The 17790-nt window shown below is 68.5% G+C and carries 16 protein-coding genes; 9 read left to right on the top strand and 7 right to left on the bottom strand.

The features are described from left to right. Window positions 1-239: 239 nt before the first annotated feature. The 8 genes from QO011_RS37535 to QO011_RS37500 all read left to right on the top strand — a co-directional run bounded on the left by QO011_RS37535 (window position 240) and on the right by QO011_RS37500 (window position 9855). Complete coding sequence (locus QO011_RS37535; RefSeq protein ID WP_307284225.1) at window positions 240-1382, top strand: GlxA family transcriptional regulator; 1143 nt, start codon at window positions 240-242, stop codon at window positions 1380-1382. A 233-nt stretch (window positions 1383-1615) separates the two neighbouring features. Then, window positions 1616-2962, top strand: a complete 1347-nt coding sequence (locus QO011_RS37530) for an extracellular solute-binding protein (RefSeq protein WP_307284222.1) — start codon at window positions 1616-1618, stop codon at window positions 2960-2962. A 75-nt stretch (window positions 2963-3037) separates the two neighbouring features. Beyond that, window positions 3038-3967, top strand: coding sequence for a carbohydrate ABC transporter permease (locus QO011_RS37525; protein WP_307284219.1), 930 nt, complete (start codon window positions 3038-3040; stop codon window positions 3965-3967). Continuing rightward, complete coding sequence (locus tag QO011_RS37520) at window positions 3967-4842, top strand: carbohydrate ABC transporter permease (RefSeq protein WP_307284216.1); 876 nt, start codon at window positions 3967-3969, stop codon at window positions 4840-4842. The genes QO011_RS37525 and QO011_RS37520 overlap by 1 nt, the downstream gene beginning before the upstream one ends. Beyond that, window positions 4839-6311, top strand: coding sequence for an aldehyde dehydrogenase family protein (locus tag QO011_RS37515; RefSeq protein WP_307284212.1), 1473 nt, complete (start codon window positions 4839-4841; stop codon window positions 6309-6311). The genes QO011_RS37520 and QO011_RS37515 overlap by 4 nt, the downstream gene beginning before the upstream one ends. 58 nt (window positions 6312-6369) lie before the next feature. Further along, on the top strand, window positions 6370-7578 hold the full coding sequence (locus tag QO011_RS37510; RefSeq protein WP_307284209.1) for a sialidase family protein: 1209 nt from the start codon (window positions 6370-6372) through the stop codon (window positions 7576-7578). An 18-nt stretch (window positions 7579-7596) separates the two neighbouring features. Then, window positions 7597-8736, top strand: coding sequence for a sialidase family protein (locus QO011_RS37505; RefSeq protein WP_307284206.1), 1140 nt, complete (start codon window positions 7597-7599; stop codon window positions 8734-8736). A gap of 36 nt (window positions 8737-8772) precedes the next feature. Then, the gene (locus QO011_RS37500) at window positions 8773-9855 is read left to right on the top strand and encodes an ABC transporter ATP-binding protein (RefSeq protein WP_307284202.1); all 1083 of its coding nucleotides are present in this window, start codon (window positions 8773-8775) and stop codon (window positions 9853-9855) included. Between the two features lie 5 nt (window positions 9856-9860). Here QO011_RS37500 and QO011_RS37495 read toward each other — a convergent pair whose 3' ends face one another. The 3 genes from QO011_RS37495 to QO011_RS37485 form a co-directional block, all read right to left on the bottom strand. Beyond that, window positions 9861-10262 carry a DoxX family protein gene (locus tag QO011_RS37495; protein ID WP_307284199.1) on the bottom strand — a complete coding sequence of 134 codons (402 nt, stop codon included), beginning with the start codon at window positions 10260-10262 and terminating at the stop codon, window positions 9861-9863. A gap of 204 nt (window positions 10263-10466) precedes the next feature. Then, window positions 10467-11381, bottom strand: a complete 915-nt coding sequence (locus tag QO011_RS37490) for a TIM barrel protein (protein WP_307284197.1) — start codon at window positions 11379-11381, stop codon at window positions 10467-10469. A gap of 148 nt (window positions 11382-11529) precedes the next feature. Continuing rightward, window positions 11530-11796: a hypothetical protein gene (locus tag QO011_RS37485; RefSeq protein ID WP_307284195.1), complete on the bottom strand. Its 267-nt coding sequence runs from the start codon at window positions 11794-11796 to the stop codon at window positions 11530-11532. 363 nt (window positions 11797-12159) lie between these two features. Between QO011_RS37485 and QO011_RS37480 the strand changes: the two genes are divergently transcribed. Continuing rightward, a complete protein-coding gene (locus QO011_RS37480) occupies window positions 12160-12915 on the top strand; it encodes a DUF3800 domain-containing protein (RefSeq protein ID WP_307284193.1) in 756 nt (251 codons plus the stop codon). 77 nt (window positions 12916-12992) lie between these two features. Here QO011_RS37480 and QO011_RS37475 read toward each other — a convergent pair whose 3' ends face one another. The 4 genes from QO011_RS37475 to QO011_RS37460 form a co-directional block, all read right to left on the bottom strand. Further along, window positions 12993-13754: an SDR family NAD(P)-dependent oxidoreductase gene (locus tag QO011_RS37475; protein WP_307284191.1), complete on the bottom strand. Its 762-nt coding sequence runs from the start codon at window positions 13752-13754 to the stop codon at window positions 12993-12995. A gap of 335 nt (window positions 13755-14089) precedes the next feature. Next, on the bottom strand, window positions 14090-15076 hold the full coding sequence (locus QO011_RS37470; RefSeq protein ID WP_307284189.1) for an ABC transporter permease: 987 nt from the start codon (window positions 15074-15076) through the stop codon (window positions 14090-14092). A gap of 2 nt (window positions 15077-15078) precedes the next feature. Beyond that, complete coding sequence (locus QO011_RS37465; RefSeq protein WP_307284187.1) at window positions 15079-16596, bottom strand: sugar ABC transporter ATP-binding protein; 1518 nt, start codon at window positions 16594-16596, stop codon at window positions 15079-15081. A 72-nt stretch (window positions 16597-16668) separates the two neighbouring features. Then, window positions 16669-17769: a sugar ABC transporter substrate-binding protein gene (locus tag QO011_RS37460; protein ID WP_307284185.1), complete on the bottom strand. Its 1101-nt coding sequence runs from the start codon at window positions 17767-17769 to the stop codon at window positions 16669-16671. Window positions 17770-17790 lie beyond the last annotated feature (21 nt).

The following is a 17790-nucleotide window of genomic DNA, read 5'->3' as shown; positions in this document are numbered from 1 at the left end:
CCATGGGTCGCCCTGCACGATATCCGGAGCCGCCAGGCGGCGGGTCCGGAAACCGTGCGAAGTCCTTGATCCCGGCCGGCGCCGCCCAACCCCCGCCGGACGTCGCGCGGCCTGTCCGGGTGAAAAAGCCAGCACCATAGTTCACGGGGTCCGCGCAAAGTAATTGATCTTTCTGGACCGGATGTTGATGATTATGGACAGGAGGCGCGGACAAGCCGTCCCCTGACCGGAGGAGCGCCATGGACGCGCGGGGCGAGGCCGGCGCCGGGACGGGCGAGATCGCCGTCCCGGCCTTCAACCTGATCATGCAGCCGGAATTCCCGCTGAACGCGCTGGTGCTGGCGAGCGAGGCGCTGCGCATCGCCAACCAGAACAGCGGCCGCGAGCTGTTCCGCTGGCGCTTCGTCTCCGAGGACGGGGCGCCGGTGCGCGCCAGCAACGGCCTGTGGATGTCGGCCGACGACAGCCTGCAGACCATGCCGCCGGCCGATTTCTACCTCGTCTTCGAGGGCAACCTGCCGGTGCAGCGCAACTCGCCGAAGCTGCTCAACCAGCTTCGCACCGTCGCCCGCTTCGGCGCGGCCATCGGCGCGGTCGACACCGGCACCTTCGCCCTGGCCCAGGCCGGCCTCGTCGACAGCCGTGCCGTGGTGCTGCACTGGGAAGCGGTGCCGACCTTCCGCGAGCGCTTTCCGCAGATCGACGTGCAGGGGCAGATCTACCGGATCGACGGCCAGCGCATCACCTGCGCCGGCGGCATCGCCACGCTCGACATGATGCTCGACCTGATCGCGCGGCTGAAGTCGCGGACGCTGGCCAACGAGGTCGCCAACGCCCTGGTCTATGCCCCGCGTCCGGCCGAGGCGCAGCAGCGCCTGGACGACCGGCCGAAGCCGGCCCGGCGCACCCTGGCGGACCGGATCGTCGCCCTGATGGAGCGCAACCTCGACTTCCCGCTGCCGCTGGAGGACATTGCCGGGCAGCTGGAAGTCTCCCCCAAGACGATCCTGCGCGAATGCCGCCGCAGCTTCGAGGAGACGCCGATGCGCCTCTACCTGCGCATCCGGCTGCAGGCCTCGCGCAACATGCTGTTCTACGAGGAGTTCGGCATCAAGGACGTCGCCACCGCCTGCGGCTTCTCCTACCCCTCCGTGTTCTCGCGCGCCTTCCATGCCCAGTTCGGCATGACCCCGCGCGATTTCCGCGCCTCGCTGCGCCGCCAGCAGAACCAGGCCTATCGCCCCGAGGTGCGGCGGCTGTCGATCACCCCGCCGGCACCCGGCGCGGGGGCGGACGGCGCGTCGACGACCCCCGGCCTGTCCATCGATGCAAACAGCAAGTCCATTTTGATCAAGTCCGACCGCGAAACTGGTTCACTATAGCGCAATCATCGGCAGGGATTGGCGCGAACCGGGCCGGGTGCCCCGCCTGCTGCGACTAGAGCGAGAAGGAAACCGACCTTTCCCGCAAGGACAACCGTCCTTGCGTGCAAGCTTCCTTTGCCTGAACCGACGCGCGTTGCCGGCGCGGAGCAAGAACAAGCCGCGCGACGACTTTCGGCGGACGCGAGAACAACAAGACCGGACAAGACCGTCACGGTCGGAGAGGGGATGAGATGAAGACGAAGTCAGGATCGGGCCATCCGGATCGAGGTGGCGCCACCCGTCGCGAGTTCCTGCTCGGCGCCAGCGCCGCCGCCTTTGCCGCCGGCGTCCCGTTCGTCGCCGCGGGGCCGGCGGTCGCCGCCGCGCCGATCGAGCTGGTGCACTGGAGCTGGCTCGCCGCCTCCGACGGCGAGGTCTGGGCCAAGATGATCGCGGCCTTCAACGACGCGCACAAGGACAAGGGCGTGCAGATCCGCATGGAGCTGGTGCCCGAGGAGCAATACGTCACCAAGGTGCTGGCCGCCGCGGCCACCGGCAAGGCGCCCGATTTCGGCTGGGGCACGGCCGGCAAGGCGGCGGGCATGGCGCGCGACGAGGTCACCGTGCCGCTCGACGACCTCGCCAAGCAGGTCGGGCTCGACCTCGCCGATTTCAGCGCCTCCTCGCTCGAGGCCGCGCGCTACCCCAAATATGACAACAAGCTCTTCATGGTGCCGATGGACCTGATGAGCCTGCAGCCGGAGATCAACCTCGACATCGCCAAGGAGGCCGGGCTCGACCCGTCCAAGCCGCCGCAGGACGCCAAGACGCTGCTGGACTGGGCCTTGGCGATGACCAAGCGCGAGGGCGGCAAGGTCGTCCGCTCCGGCATCATGATGACCGGCGCCGGGGTGCAGACCACCGTCACCTGGGGCATCATCGCCGCGCAGCTCGGGTTCCAGCGCGCCAGCGCCGATCTCAAGACCGCCTGCGTCAATCCCGACGCCGGCAAGCAGGCCATGCAATGGGTGCTGGACCTGTTCGACAAGCACAAGGTCTCCACCCGCGACGTCACCGACCGCTACAAGGCCTTCGGCACCGGCCAGGGCGGCATCTTCTGGACCGGACCCTGGACGCTGAACGGCTATCTCGGCCAGAAGCTGAACTTCCAGACCTCGCTGTTCCCCAATGTCGGCGGCGCCCTGCACACCTATCGCGAGATGGGTGGCCTCGAGCTCTACGCCCAGAGCGACAAGAGCCGCTACGAGGCGACGCTGGCGGCGGTCAAGTGGCTGTCGGACAACAGCTTCCTGTGGACGACCGTCGGCCGCGGCGCCTCGCCGCGCAAGTCGATCCTGGAGCGGCCGGACTACAAGAGCGCCGGCGCGCCCTGGGCGGTGCGCGGCGCCTTCGTCGACGGCATGGCCTTCGCCACGGAAGGCGAGATCCCGGTGGTCGCCGGTCCCGACTTCACGATCTATTCCGGCGGCAACTTCCTGGCCAAGACGCTCGACGGCGTCTGGGCCGGCCAGACCACGATCGACCAGGCCATGGCGCAGATCCAGGAACAGTGGCAGCGCGGCCTCGATGAAGGCTGAGCCGTGCCGCTCCCACCCACGACCGCCGGGCGGGCAGGCCCGGCCGGCGGTCCGACATCCCCCAGCCATCGCATCATGACAGCAGCCACCACCATGCCGGACGAAGGGGCGCCCGGGCTTCGCCCGACCGTCCGGGCGGGAGCCGGGGACCGGCGCATCGACGCCGTCGGCTACGTCTTCGTCGCGTTCTTCACCGTGCCCTTCTTCCTGTTCAACATCCTGCCGGTGTTCTTCGGCATCTATGTCAGCTTCACGCGCTGGAGCATCGTCGGCACGCCGCACTGGATCGGCCTGGAGAACTTCACCACCGCCCTGCACGACCGCTGGGTCGCCACGGCCTTCTGGAACGCGCTGGCCTACGGCCTGATCATCGTGCCCTGCGTCACGGCGCTCGGGCTCGCCTTCGCGCTGTTCGTCAACCGCGGCTATCCGCTCTCGGGCCTCGCCCGCACCCTGTTCTTCGCGCCGAACGTCGTCTCCGCCACGGTGATCGGCCTGGTCTGGGTGTGGCTGCTCGACACCCAGTTCGGCCTGGTGAACCATTATCTCGGCTTCCTCGGGCTGGAGGCGATCCCCTGGCTGACCTCGACGCGCTGGTCGCTGGTCGGGGTCTCCATCGCCTCGGTGTGGTGGGACCTGGGCCTGGCCTTCGTGCTCTTCCTGGCGGCGCTGCAGGACATCCCGGCCGACCTGACCGAGGCGGCCCTGGTCGACGGGGCGGGGCGCTGGCAGCGCCTGGTGTTCATCATCCTGCCGCAGCTCAGGCCCGTGCTGTCGATGATCGTCACCCTGCAGCTGATCTCGACCCTGCGCATCTTCAGCCAGGTCTATGTCATGACCAATGGCGGCCCCGGCGGCTCCTCCTCCTCGCCGATCTACTACATCTACAGCGTCGCGATCGTGCGCAACCTGTTCGGCTACGCCTCGGCGATCGCCATGCTGCTCTTCGTCGCCATCCTGGTCCTGACGCTGCTGCAGCGCCTGGTCCTCAGGGAGCGCTCGTGATGGCCGCCCTGCCGCACGGCGCCCGGCGCTGGCTCGAAGAGCGCCGCATGACCGGGCTCGACCTGCCGATCTGGCTCATCGGCATGGCGGTCGCGCTCGCCTGGGCCGCGCCCTTCGTCTGGATGGTCTCGACCTCGCTGAAATACCCGTCCGACGTGATGACGCAGGACATCGAATGGTTCCCGCGCCGCATCACCTTCGACAATTACGCCAGGGTTTTCGACTATCCCGTGCTGCGCTGGGGCCTCAACAGCCTGATCCAGGCGGCGACCTCCACCGCGCTCTCGGTGCTGTTCGGGGCGATGGCGGGCTATGCCCTGGCGCGGCTGCGCTTTCCCGGCCGGGACGCCCTGTTCGCCCTGTTCCTCGCCTCGCTGATGATCCCGACCGAGGTCTCGATCATCCCGATGCTGCTCGGCTTCATCAAGATCGGCTGGGCCTCCAGCTACCAGGCGCTGATCCTGCCGACGATCGGCAACGTCTTCAGCGTCTACATCTTCCGGCAGTTCTTCCTGGCCTTCCCGACCGAGATCGAGGAGGCGGCGCGCGTCGACGGCGCCGGGCCGTTCCGCCTGTTCTTCCTCATCGCCCTGCCGCTGGCGCGGGCCCCGGCGATCGCCGCGGCGGTGATCCTGTTCACGCTGAACTGGAACAACTTCCTGTGGCCGCTGCTCGTCACCTTCGACGAGTCGATGAAGACCCTGCCGGTCGGCATCGCCGCCTTCACCCCGGTGGTCGGCACCCACACGCAGCTCGAGGGCTTCTCCGTCGCCATGGCCGCGGTGACCATCCTCAGCGTGCCGAGCCTGCTGCTGTTCTTCTTGCTGCAGCGCTACTTCATCCAAGGCATCTCCCAGGGAAGCATCAAGCAGTGACCGCCCAAGCCCCGACCCCGACCCCGGCGCTCGGCCTCGACGCGCCGCGCACTCTGTTCATCGACGACGCCTTCTCCGGTGCGGCCTCCGGCGCGACCTTCGCGACGGTGGACCCCAGCACGGAGGCCCCGCTGGCCGAGGTGGCGCGGGGCGGCCCCGCCGATGTCGACCGTGCCGTGGCCGCCGCCAGGCGGGCGATGCGCGGCGAATGGCGCGACATCACGCCGGCCGAGCGCGGGCGCCTGCTGTTCCGCCTCGCCGACACCATCCTCGCCCGCAAGGAGGAGATCGCCCGGATCGAGACGCTCGACGTCGGCAAGCCGCTGAAGGAATCGCGCGGCGACGTCGACGGCGTCGTCGCGACGCTGCGCTACAATGCCGGCGCCGCCGACAAGCTGGAAGGGGCGACCATCCCGCTCGGGCGCTCGGTGATCGACTTCACCCTGCTGGAGCCGGCCGGCGTCACCGCCCATATCGTGCCCTGGAACTATCCGCTCGGCATGCTGGCCCGCTCGCTCGCCCCGGCGCTGGCGGCCGGCTGCACGGCGGTGGTGAAGCCGGCCGAGCAGTCCCCGCTCAGCGCCGTGCTGTTCGCCCAATGCTGCCGGGAGGCCGGCATCCCCAAGGGCGTCGTCAACATCGTCACCGGCTATGGCGAGGAGGCTGGCGCCGCGCTCGTCGCCCATCCCGACGTGCGCGGCATCACCTTCACCGGCTCGGTGGAGACCGGCCGGCTGGTCTACCAGGGGGCGGCGCGCGGGCTGAAGCCGGCGGTTCTCGAGCTCGGCGGCAAGAACCCGGCGATCATCCTCCCCGACGCGGATCTCGACCGGGCGGCGGCCGACATCCTGGACGGCGCCTTCGGCAATTCCGGACAGGTCTGCTCGTCCTCCTCGCGCCTGATCCTGCACCGCTCGATCCACGACGCCTTCCTCGACCGGCTGGCCGCGGCCGCCGCCCGCCTGACGGTCGGCCCGGGTCTCGACGACCGCGACCTCGGCCCGGTCGTCTCGGCCGAGCAGCACGGGCGGGTCACCGGCTACCTCGCCGCCGGCCGGCGCGAGGGCGCGCGCCTGCGCCTCGGCGGCGGCCGGCCCAGAGGCCTCGACCGCGGCTATTTCGTCGAGCCGACCATCCTGGACCGGGTCGAGCCCGGCCATGTCGTGGCGCGCGAGGAGATCTTCGGCCCGGTCGCCGTGGCGCTGTCCTTCGACACCATCGACGGGGCCCTCACCCTCGCCAACGGCCTCGGCTACGGCCTGGTCGCCGGCGTCTACGGGCGCGACATCGGCGAGGCTTTGCGCCTGGCCCGCGACATCGAGGCCGGGTCCGTGTGGATCAACGGCTGGTTCATCGGCGGCCAGCAGGCGCCGACCGGCGGCATCAAGGACAGCGGCGTCGGCCGCGAGCGCGGCCTGCCGGGCATCATGAACTACCTGCAGATCAAGAATGTCGGCATCCGGCTCTGAGCCGGCGCCGCACCCGGACCATCATCGCCAGACCAAGGACACGTGAAAAGAGACCGTCATGGCCAGCATCACCGACATCGAGCATCACGACATCTTCCGGCATCCGCAGCACTGCGTGAACCAGATCGCCATGCGCACCCTGAAGAACGGCGACGTCCTCGCGGTCTTCAACGAGGAGCGCTTCCCCTTCCACCACGACACCGGCCAGACGCTGATGACGCGTTCCAGGGATGGCGGCAGGACCTGGAGCGAGCCGCATGTGGTGCTGCCGTGGAGCGCCACCGAGGGCAATTGGGATTGCGGCATCTGCGAGCTCGACGACGGCACGCTCCTGGTCAACCTCACCATCACCGGCTTCTTCAAGCGCGGGGTGCGGCCCGAGCAGCCCTCCTGGTCCTCCCATCCCATCACACCGGAATGGGGAGACTGGACCTGGACCTACAAGCTGCAGGGCTGGCTCGGCACCTATGTCATCAAGTCGACCGACGGCGGCGCGACCTGGACCAGGCCGATCCCCGTCAATGTCCGCCCGCTCAAGCATGGCGGCTGCCGCCTCGGGTCCTGGCTCCTGCCGAACGGCTCGCTGCTCATGGGCCTCTACGGGCGCATCCACGGCTATGAGGAGGAAGGGGAGGGCGAGACCACCCGCTCGGCGCTGATGCGCTCGGACGACGGCGGCGAGAACTGGGAATATTTCTCCACCCTCGCCTACGACCCCGCCAGCATCATCGACTATGAGGAGCCGGCGCTGCTGCGCCTGAAGGACGGGCGCCTCGTCTGCTTCATGCGCACCCATACCCAGCCGAGCAGCGACGCCAGGAACATGGTGATGACCATCTCGGAGGATGACGGCTTCTCCTGGACGCCGCCGAAATGGACCAATATCTGGGGCTATCCCGCCGAGCTGATCGCCCTGCAGGACGGCCGCTACCTCATGGTCTACGGCTACCGGCGGCCGCCCTACGGCGTCCGCGGCATTATCTCCGAGGACGGCGTCACCTGGGACGTCAAGAACGAATTCGTCATCCGCGCCGGCGGCGTGCCGGGGGCGACCGCAAGCGAGACGCCCGGCTCCAGCCGGATGACGCCGCAATCCGGCAAGATCGCCGGCGGCGGCGTCGACTGGCATCATCCCGGCATCTACCAGCATATCGGCTACCCCACCGTATCGCAGGTTGCCGACGGCACGGTGGTCTGCGCCTATCACGAGTGGAGCGACGACCCCAAGCCGTTGCAATATGTGCTCTGCACCCGCTTCCGGGTGTGAGTCGGAGCGATGCTGGCCATGGCAGCGACGGCGAAGGCTGATGTGGTGGAGCGGCGCGTGCTCCACCGCGAGTTCCATGCCTATTGCGCCCACCCGCACCTCGTGGTCGCGGCCGACGGCACGTTCCTGCTCGTGTTCAATCGCGTCCCGCGCCGCGACCTGATCCTGCATCCGCCGCAGGATCCCGACTATCGCAACGTGCTGATGCGCTCCTCGGACCAGGGCCGGACGTGGAGCGCGCCGGCGGTCGTGCCGGACTATGGCTGGAGCGGCGTCGAATGCGCCGGCCTGACGGCGCTGCGCCGCGGCCGCGTCCTGCTCAACCAGTGGAAGTTCGAATGGCTGCCGCTGCCGCTCGCCGAGGCCCTCGGCCGCGCCGACCTGGTCTGGCCGGACCGGCTGAGGGCGGGCCTCACGGCCTCGCCCGAGCTCGACGCGCTCGTGCCGATCGAGCTCAAGGAGGCCGCGGCCCGGGACTTCCCCTGGGCCCGCGGCGGCGGCAGGACCGTGATCCATATGTCCGACGACGGCGGGCGCAGCTTCTACGCCTCAACGCGCATCGACACGGCGCCGTTCAGCGGCGGCTACGGCATGCGCGGGGCGGTCGAGCTGCCGAACGGGGACATCCTGCTGCCGCTCTCGGACGTGCCGCACTACAAGAGGGTGTTCACCGTGCGCTCGCGCGACGGCGGCCTGAGCTGGTCCGCGGCGAGCCTGGTGGCGGCGGGCTCCGAGCACGAGTTCGAGGAGCCGGCGAGCCTGGTGCTGCGGTCCGGCCGCATCCTGATGATGCTGCGCGACAATGCCGCGCGGATCATGAGCACGGTCTATTCCGACGATGGCGGCGTCAGCTGGAGCCGACCGCAGCCGACCGGCATCGCGGCCTACCCCGCCCATCTCCTCACGCTGGCCAATGGAAGCCTCGCCTGCATCGCCGGCCGGCGCAGCCCGCCCTTCGGCATCGTCATGCATCTGTCGGACGATGGCGGCGCCACCTGGGACGCCGCGCCGGTCGCTCTCGTCGCCGACCTGCCGACCAAGGACCTCGGCTATCCCACGGCCGCGCTGCGGCCGAACGGCGATCTCTTCGTCGTCTACTACGCCCAGGACCGCGACGGCGTGACGGGCATCCACTCACTCACGGTGCGCCGACCATGACCCTCCAGCCGACCGCCACCCGCGCCGAGGGCCGCCATGTCGCGAGTTGAGCTCAAGGGCGTCACCAAACGCTTCGGGGCGTTCGAGGCGCTGCGCGGCATCGACCTCGCCATCGAGGACGGCGAGTTCGCGGTGTTCGTCGGCCCGTCCGGCTGCGGGAAGTCGACGCTGCTGCGGCTGGTCTGCGGCCTCGACGTGCCGAGCGACGGCGTGATCCGCTTCGACGGGCGCGACATGCGCGGCATTGCGCCGGCCGGCCGCAAGCTCGCCATGGTGTTCCAGTCCTACGCGCTCTACCCGCACATGACGGTGGCCGCCAACATGGGCTTCGCGCTGCGGATGGCGGGCGTGCCCAAGGCCGAGCGCGCGGTCCGCGTCGCCCGCGCCGCCGAGACGCTGCAGATCACCCGCCTGCTCGAACGCCGTCCGAAGGAGCTGTCCGGCGGCCAGCGCCAGCGGGTGGCGATCGGCCGCGCCATCGTGCGAGAGCCCTCGCTGTTCCTGTTCGACGAGCCGCTCTCCAATCTCGATGCGGAGCTCAGGGTCGAGATGCGCTTCGAGCTCGCCGAGCTGCATCGCCGGCTCGGCACCACCATGGTCTATGTCACGCACGACCAGGTGGAGGCGATGACGCTGGCGAACCGGATCGTGGTGCTGCGCGACGGGCAGGTCGAGCAGATCGGCACGCCGGCCGAGCTCTACGAGCGGCCGGTCAACCGCTTCGTCGCCAGCTTCATCGGCTCGCCCCGCATGAACTTCCTCGCCGGCCGGATCGTGGCCCTGCAGTCCGGCGCGACCGAGGTAGCGGTGACCGGCCTCGAGCCGGCCACCCTGACGCTGCCGGTCGCCGCGCCCGGCGCCGCGGTCGGGGACGCCGTCGAGGTCGGCATCCGGCCGGACGACCTGCGCCTCGACGGCGCCGGCGCGGCGCGCCTCGCCATGCGGGTCGAGTTCAGCGAATATGTCGGCGGGGCGGTGCACCTGCACGCGCCCGGCCACCCCGCCGGCCGGCTCACCGTCCGCCATCCCGGCGCATGCCCGGCGGAGGCCAGCCTTTCCCTCGGCATCGACCCGGGTCGATGCCATGTCTTCGCCGCGGACGGGCGCCGGCTGTGGTGACGAGGCTACGCCCCGGCGCCGCCGCGGCGGGCATCCAGGCTGAGGCTGCCGGCACCGAAGGCGACGATCTGCAGCAGGCCGCCGGCCATGGCCAGGTTCTTGAGGAAATTGATCATCTGGCCCTGGTCGGCGAAATTGTTGTGGAAGCTCAGCGCCGCGGCGACGGAGAACAGCGCAAGGATCAGCGCGACCAGGCGCGTCTGGTAGCCGAGGACGAGCAGGATGCCGCCGCCGAGCTCGACGACGATGGCGATGATCAGGCCGACGACCGGGAGCGGCAGGCCGGCCGAGGCGATGTAGCCCATCGTCGCGCCCGGCGCGGTGAGCTTGCCGAAGCCGCTGAGCAGGAAGATCACCGCGATCAGCACGCGGCCGAGGGCGGGAACGAAGCGAGTTTCGCTGGGCATGGAAGATCCTCGACTGTCGGGACCGGCTGCGCTAGGCGGCCGCATGATGCGATCCGCCGTGTCCGTCCCTGGTCGGCGATATATGCACATCCGCATCGATCGAGAAAACCAGGATAATCCTGAGAGAAACCTTCAGGAGAACCGATAGGTCGACGGCCAGGGCCGATGCCGGGCAGTCCGCCTGTCCTGTCCGGGCGCGAATGGTCAGGCGGCGAGCGCCCGGCCATTGACGGCGGCGGCGAGCCGGCGGGCCTGCGCCAGGCAGTCGGCGTGCTCGGCGTCGTAGCGGTGGTCGATCTCCATCAGCAGCACCGTGCCGGGCAGGAAGGTCAGCTCGGCGAAGATCTCGGCCCAGGGGATGTCGCCCCAGCCGAGCGGCATGTGCAGGTCGCCGAGGCCGAGGGCGGTCGCCTCCTGGCGGACGAAGAACGGCGTGCGGCCGGCGGGCTGGCCGAAGGAATCGTGCACGTGGAGATGGCCGGTGACCGGCGCCATGGCCCGGAGCTCGGCGCGGAAATCGAGGCTGCGATAGGTGGATTCGATATAGGCGTGGCTGAAGTCGATCAGGGCGACCAGGTTGGGATGGTCCAGCCGCTTCACGGCGGCGGCGACCTCGCTCGGCGTGCGGCGATACTGGCCGGACTCGGTAGTGTAGATGTTCTCCAGGGCGATGCGCACGTCGTAGGGGCGGGCGGCCTCGGCGAGCGCGAGCAGCGTGTCGTCCTCCAGCCGGCCCGCCGTCGCGCGGATGGCGCCCTGGTCGGCGCGCAGGGCGCCGCTGTGCTGAACCAGGATGCCGGCGCCGATGCGGTCGCAGATCTCGAGCAGCGCCTTGGCCGCGGCGAGCTGGGGCCCGACCGTCTCCGGATCCATGAAGTTGGAGGAGACCAGGCCGTGCACGGTGTAGCGTAGCGGGAACGCCTTGGTCAGGGCGGCGAGGCGCGCGGCGCGGCCGGGGATGACACGCCCGCCGGCGATGATGTCGAGCGATGTGACCGCGATCTCCGCCACGTCGGCGCCGACATCGGCGAGATGGCGCAGGCGCGCCTCCAGGCTGGCGAGCTCGCCGTCGGCGGAGCCGGCGTTGAAGCCGACGGCACTGATCGGGGAGGGGGTCATGGTCCGGGCGTCCTTTCCGGGGAAGGAAGCGCACAAAGGTCTGTTCTCATCAGAACAATCGATTGCGCAAGCTCATTTCAAAAAATAACTCATGCCTGCTTAGGGGCGCCGCATGGCGCGCATGTGACCAGGATCTGGGGAACGCGCTTCATCGGTGCGCGGCGGCGCTTGCCGGTGCCGGGCGCGTCTCGATGGTGGCCTTCGTCGGTTGCGCCACGATGGTCAGCGGCGAGCGGGGGGCCCAGGGTCGAGGCGATGCGGTTCGGGACATAGCCGAGCGCCGGGCGGCGGCTCGAACCTTCTCCTCCGTCTCCGGGCTGATCCGCGCCGCCGCGCCGCGATCGTTGAGGACGCGACACCGTGGTCGGCGAGACGCCGGCGAGAGATGGGCGACTTCGATGATGCCGGACTTCATCGGGGGGTCTCCGCAAACCCCATGGGTTAGCGGAGAGCCCGGGGCGTGTCATCCGGGCAAGAGGGCGGCCGCCACCGTGGATCGCGTAGAGCTGCGAGTGTGATGCGGCACAGCCTGCGCGGCTCTCCGCGTCGAGCGAGGGAACCGGGTAGGATGAACCCACCTGGGCCGCCCGCCGTCGCGGCCGGCGATTGGGAGGCGGTCCGTGATCTACGCTGCGGTCGACGTCTAGGGCAGGGCGATACCTGTTCTTGCTGTCCTCGCCGCCTGGGCTTTTCCTTGCCTTAGTCTTGGCTGAGATGTTGGATTTGCCGTTCTCAACCGCTAGGATAATCATGTCTTCATACGAGAAATTGGGTTATCGTGCTCAAGGGCTATCTGGACGATAGTGGTTCAAATGGTGACGCTCAGTTAGTCTGCGTGTCAGGCTTCGTAGCGCATGAGAGCGTATGGTCTAAATTTGAATCAGTGTGGACGCATTTTCTGTCAGATTTTGAGATTAAACGCTTTCACGCGGCTGAGTTCTGGGCGCGAAAAGGGCGCCCATATGCAAGGTGGGATGACGAAAAGCATGAGAGCGCAATAAAGCGCGTCTCTAGTATTTTACGGAACTCTGGCCTGTTCGGCATTGGCACGGGCGTGACGATCGATGCCTTCAATGAATGGCGCGATTCGCTTTCCTACTATATTGATCCTGATCCCTATTTTTTCTGTCTGAATCGGTCGCTAAAGTTTCTAATTCGTGGAATTCGCATCAATCCTGATGAGGGGGTCGCAGTCTATATCGATCAAGACAAAGGGCGTGAGCGGTTGGGCCAAGAATTGGCTAGATGGCATGAGGCAAAACTGCGGAGTCGGGGGCATCTGATCGATTTGAATCGCGATAGGTCGGTAAGCACTCATTATGCGTCAAGCTTCAACTACCCTCCTTTGCAGGTTGCCGATATCCTGTCCAACAGTTTCTTCAAGCAATCGTTTGAATTTCTGCGCACTGGAAAGGCGATTGTTCCACCATTCATTCAGGCGCTCTTGGATGGGCAGAATCCAGTTGGAACGATTCTGTTCTATGATCGCGAAATGCTCGACATTGAGGAGCGTTCTCGTTTGGGAAATGAGTGAGGCTCGCGTCTATTGCACTGCGACGGTCAATGAGCGAGCCAGAGGCCCGGCGGCGGGACGCCGGGCCTCCCTTCCCCTCAGCTCAGATTGATGCCGCCGCAGACGTTCAGGCTCTGGCCGGTGACGAAGGCGGAGGCGTCAGAGGCGAGGAAGCAGACGGGGCCGGCGACGTCCTCGGGCTGGCCGAGCCGGCGCAGGGCGGTGATCGCCACCCAGCGGTCGACATTGGCCTGGTCGGCGAGGTTGGTGCGGCCCATCTCGGTGACGATGATGCCGGGGCAGATGCAGTTGGCGGTGATGCCGAACGGGCCGACCTCCTGCGCCAGCACGCGGGTGAAGCCCATCACCGCGGCCTTGGAGGCGGAGTAGTGCGCCTGGTTGGGGGCGCCGTGCTTGCCGCCGATCGAGGCGATGTTGACGATGCGGCCGTAGCGGCGGGCCTTCATGTGCGGCAGCAGCGCCTGGATCACCAGGAAGGTGCCCTTGGCGTTGACGTCGAGCACGGCGTCCCACTCGCTCTCCTCGAGGTCGTCGACCGGTTTGGAAATGAGGATGCCGGCATTGTTGACGACCGCGTCGACCTGGCCGGCCTGAGCGAGGGCCTCGCCGGCCATGCGCACGACCTCATCCTTGCGGCTGACGTCGGCGAGGAGGGGGAAGGCCTTGCGGCCGAGGTCGCGGATCTCGCCGGCGACCGCGTCGAGGTCCGCCGACTGGCGGGCGATGTCGTTGACGACGAGGTCGAAGCCCTCCGCCGCCAGGCCCAGCGCCAGGGCCCGGCCGATGCCGCGGCTGGCGCCGGTGACCAGGGCGACGCGGCCGTTCGATGGTTTGCTCATTGGGTTCCTCCTGGGTGTGGGTTGTCGTGGATTTCGGGCTCGGAAATCCTGCTAGGAGATCAGGAGCCTTGCGGGGCTAAGCCTTCCGGGCGCGACGCAGGCCACTCCCTTCCCCCTTGTGGGGAAGGGTGAGGGATGGGGGTCCATCAGGATGGGGCGCGGTAGGCATCACAGCGCGCCTGTTGAAGGCCGATCCGTCTCATTTTGCACGACCCCCACCCTTTATCCCTCCCCACAAGGGGGAGGGAAGACGCATGCGTCGCGTTCAATCGAACACACGCGCGTCTCGCTCGACCGGAACTTCTCTCCGACATCGGTCATGTGTCCCACTCGTCTCAGCGGAAGAAGCGGATCTCGCTGCGCAGCACGGCGAGGCTCACCGCGGCGATCATGACGATGCCGCGCACCTCGTTCTGGAGATAGAAGGGGGCGCCGAGCAGGTTGAGGCCGTTGTCGAGCATGCCGATGATGATGACGCCGACCAGCGTGCCCTGCACCGTGGCGCGGCCGGGCTTGAACGCTGTCATGCCGAGGAAGACGGCGGTGAGGCTGTCCATGAGATAGGCATCGCCCGCGCCGGATTGGCCGGTGCCGAGGCGGGCGGTCAGCATGATGCCGCCCATCGCGGCGCCGAGGGCCGAGAGCACCAGGGCGACGATGCGGGCGCGGTTGACCTTGATGCCGGAGAGGCGCGCGGCCTGGATGTTGGCGCCTGTCGCGACGATGCTGCGGCCGAGGCGGGTGCGGTTGAGCAGGACGTAGAACACCGCCACGACCACCAGGGCGATGACGATCGGCACCGGGACGACGCCGAACAGCTTGCCCTTGGCGATGTAATAGAAGCTGTCCGGCATCTGGGCGTAGATCGAATCGCCGTTGGTGTAGGCGTAGTTGAGCCCGAGCGCGATCGGCCCCATGGCCAGCGTGGCGATCAGCGAGGGGATGCGCAGCCAGGTGACGAGCAGGCCGTTGACCACGCCGATGGCGACGCCGGCGAGGATCGACAGGGCGATGGCAGCGGCTACGGGCAGGCCGGCCCAGATCATCAGGCCGGCGACCAGCACGCCGGAAAGGCTGGCGACCTGGCCGACGGAGAGGTCGAACTCGCCGCTCGACACCGCCACGGTGAGGCCCGAGGACACCACCATCAGCACCGAGATCTGCACCAGGATGTTGCTGAGGTTGCCGACGGAGAGGAACCGGTCGGAGGCGAGGGCAAAGCCGACGAAGATGACGAGCGCTGCCGCCACGGTGCCGTAGCGGGCGATGAGCCCGCCGAAATCGGCGCGGGAGGCGCCGGTTGCCTGTGCGTGCGTCGCCATCGTCAGTTCACCTCGAGCAGCAGTCGTTCTTCGGAGAATTCGGTCCGCTCCAGGCAGCGGCCGAGGCTGCCATGGGCGATGCAGTAGATGCGGTCGCAGAGCTTGAGCATTTCGGGGAACTCGGCGCTGGCGATCAGCACGCTGGCGCCGGCCCGCGCGAGGTCGCGGATCAGGGCGTAGAGCTCGGCCTTGCTGCCGACGTCGACGCCCTCGGTCGGGTTGTCGAGCAGCAGGAGCGGCTTCGTCCCGCCGCCGGCGCCCGCCATGCGGATCAGCCAGCGGCCGAACGCCACCTTCTGCTGGTTGCCGCCGGAGAGCTGCAGGATGTCCTGGCCGGGGCCGGCGCATTTGATGGCGAGCCGTCCGATCGCCTGCCGCGCCGCCGCGGCCACCGCTCCGCCCTGCATGAAGCCGAAGCGGCTGTTCGCCGCCAGCGAGGCGGTGAGCAGGTTCTCCTCGACCGAGAGCCCGGGAAACAGCGCCTTCCGCAGCCGCTCGTCGGCCACGAGATAGACGCCGCGGTCGATCGCCTCGGAGACGCTGGCGGGACAGCCGGGCTTGCCGTTGACCAGGATGTCCCGGCCCGCCAGGGCCCCGGCATCGCCCGCCAGCGTCTCGAGGACCTGCGTCTGGCCGCCGCCGAGCACGCCGGCAAGGCCGACGATCTCGCCGGCATGGACGGTGAGCTCGGGCACTTTGAGGCCGGCGATGGTGACGTCCCTGAGGCGCAGCGTCACGGCCTCGCGCCCGGCCGAGCTCGACCAGTCGGTGTCCTCGATGGCGCGGCCGACCATCATCTGCACCACCGCCGCCGGCGTGGTCGCGGCGACGGGGCCGTCATGCACCTTGCGACCGTCCTTGAGCACGACGACATGGTCGCAGTGCTCGAAGATCTCGTTGAGGTGATGGGAGATGAACAGGATGGCGAGGCCCTGCGCCTTGAGGTCGCTGAGGAAGGCGAACAGCTTGCGGCTCTCGTTCAGCGTCAGCGAGGCGGTGGGCTCGTCGAGGATCAGGATGGCGGGCCCGCTTTCCATCGCCTTGAGGATGTCGAGGATCTTGTTCTCGCCGAGCCCGAGCTCGCCGCATTCCCGGTCGAGGGCGATGTCGATGCCGAAGCGCCGGGCGATCCGGCCGGCCTCGGCATAGAGCGGGCCGTTGCGGATCAGGCCGCCGCGCAGCGGCTCGCGCCCGAGCATGATGTTCTCGGCGGCGGTGAGCGAGGGGATGATCGCGACCTGCTGATGGGCGACGGCGATGCCGGCCGCCAGGGCGTCGCGCACCGAGCGGAACGAGACGGGCCGGCCGTCGACGCGGATCTCGCCATGGTCGGCGCCGAGCGCGCCGCAGACGATCTTGACCAGGGTCGACTTGCCGGCGCCGTTGGCGCCGACGAGCGCCAGCATTTCGCCGCCGCGCAGGTCGAGGTCGACATCGGCCAGCGCCGGGTTGCCGTGGAAGCTCTTGCCGATGCCCCGCGCGCTGAGGCGCGGTCCGGCCGGGGCCGCGATGCGGTCCATCCTCGGGTCTCCACCTGATGGAACGGCCGGCGGGCAAAGGCGGCCCGCCGGCCCAGATAACCGGCGTCAGGGCTACATCCCGGCGAGGGCGCGGTCGCGGTAGATGTAGTAGAGGTCCTGGGCGTTGTAGGTCGGCGTGCCCGCCGGCGGGATGTTGACGCCCTTGACCAGGAGCGGCGCCGGGAACTCGACGGTCGGCACCGGCACCAGCTTCTTGACGTCGCCGCCCTTGCCGACGATCTCGTTGATCAGCCAGCCGGTATAGGCACCCCACACTTCGAAGGCCTGGGCCGTGGTGGCGAGCAGCGGATAGTCCGGCTTGCGCATGCGGTCGAGGGCGGTCGGATGGCCGTCATGGCCGATGACGAAGATCTTGTCCTGCAGGCCGCGGGCGGCGATGACCTCGGCCGCGGCCATGGCCGGCTCGTCCCAGGGGCACCAGATCACGTCGAGGTCCTCGCCATAGGTGGTGAGCCAGTCGCTGACCGTGTTCTGGGTGGTCTCGTAGAAGCCGGAATATTGGATGACGCGCTCGGCCTTGAGCGAGATCCATTCGTTCTCGGTGAGCGCGGTCTTCATCACCTTGCCGCGCTTGCGGGTGCCGTGATGGAAGTTGGCGACGATGGCGCAGATATTGGCCGAGGTCTTGCCCTTGGCCAGCAGCGTGTCGATCATGAACTGCACGGTCTGCGCGCTCATGGCGTAGTTGTTGCTGGTGATGTCGGCGATGGCCGGCGCCTGCCAGCCGGAGTCGAGGCTGAAGAACGGGATCTTCGAGCTCGTGAGGCTGTCGAGGGCGCTCTTGGCGGCGGTCAGCGTGCCGTACATCACCAGGATGGCGTCGGACTTGGCGGTGATCGCATCCTCGATCTGGCTGACGAGCTGGCCGGGGTCGCCCTTGGCGTCGGTCTGGGTGATGTGCCAGGTCTTGTCGAGGCCGGTCTTCTTCAGCCATTGCTGCAGCCCGTCCCAGGAGCGCTGGTCGGACTGGGCCGCCATCTGCTGGGCGACGACCGCCACCTTCAAGGGCTTGGCCTCCTGGGCGAAGGCCGGCGTGCTGCCGAGGGTGAACTGCGCCAGCTGCGAGCCGCCGAGCACGGCGGCGGCGCCGGCCAGGCCCATGCCGCCGATGAGGCGCCGCCGGGTCGGGTTCACGGCATCTTGGTCTTCCATCTCGGGTCTCCTCCGTGGTTT

Source organism: Labrys wisconsinensis, assembly GCF_030814995.1.
Classification (GTDB): domain Bacteria; phylum Pseudomonadota; class Alphaproteobacteria; order Rhizobiales; family Labraceae; genus Labrys; species Labrys wisconsinensis.
The sequence above is the reverse complement of the archived record's forward strand: the minus strand, read 5'-3'. Positions and strand labels throughout refer to the sequence as shown.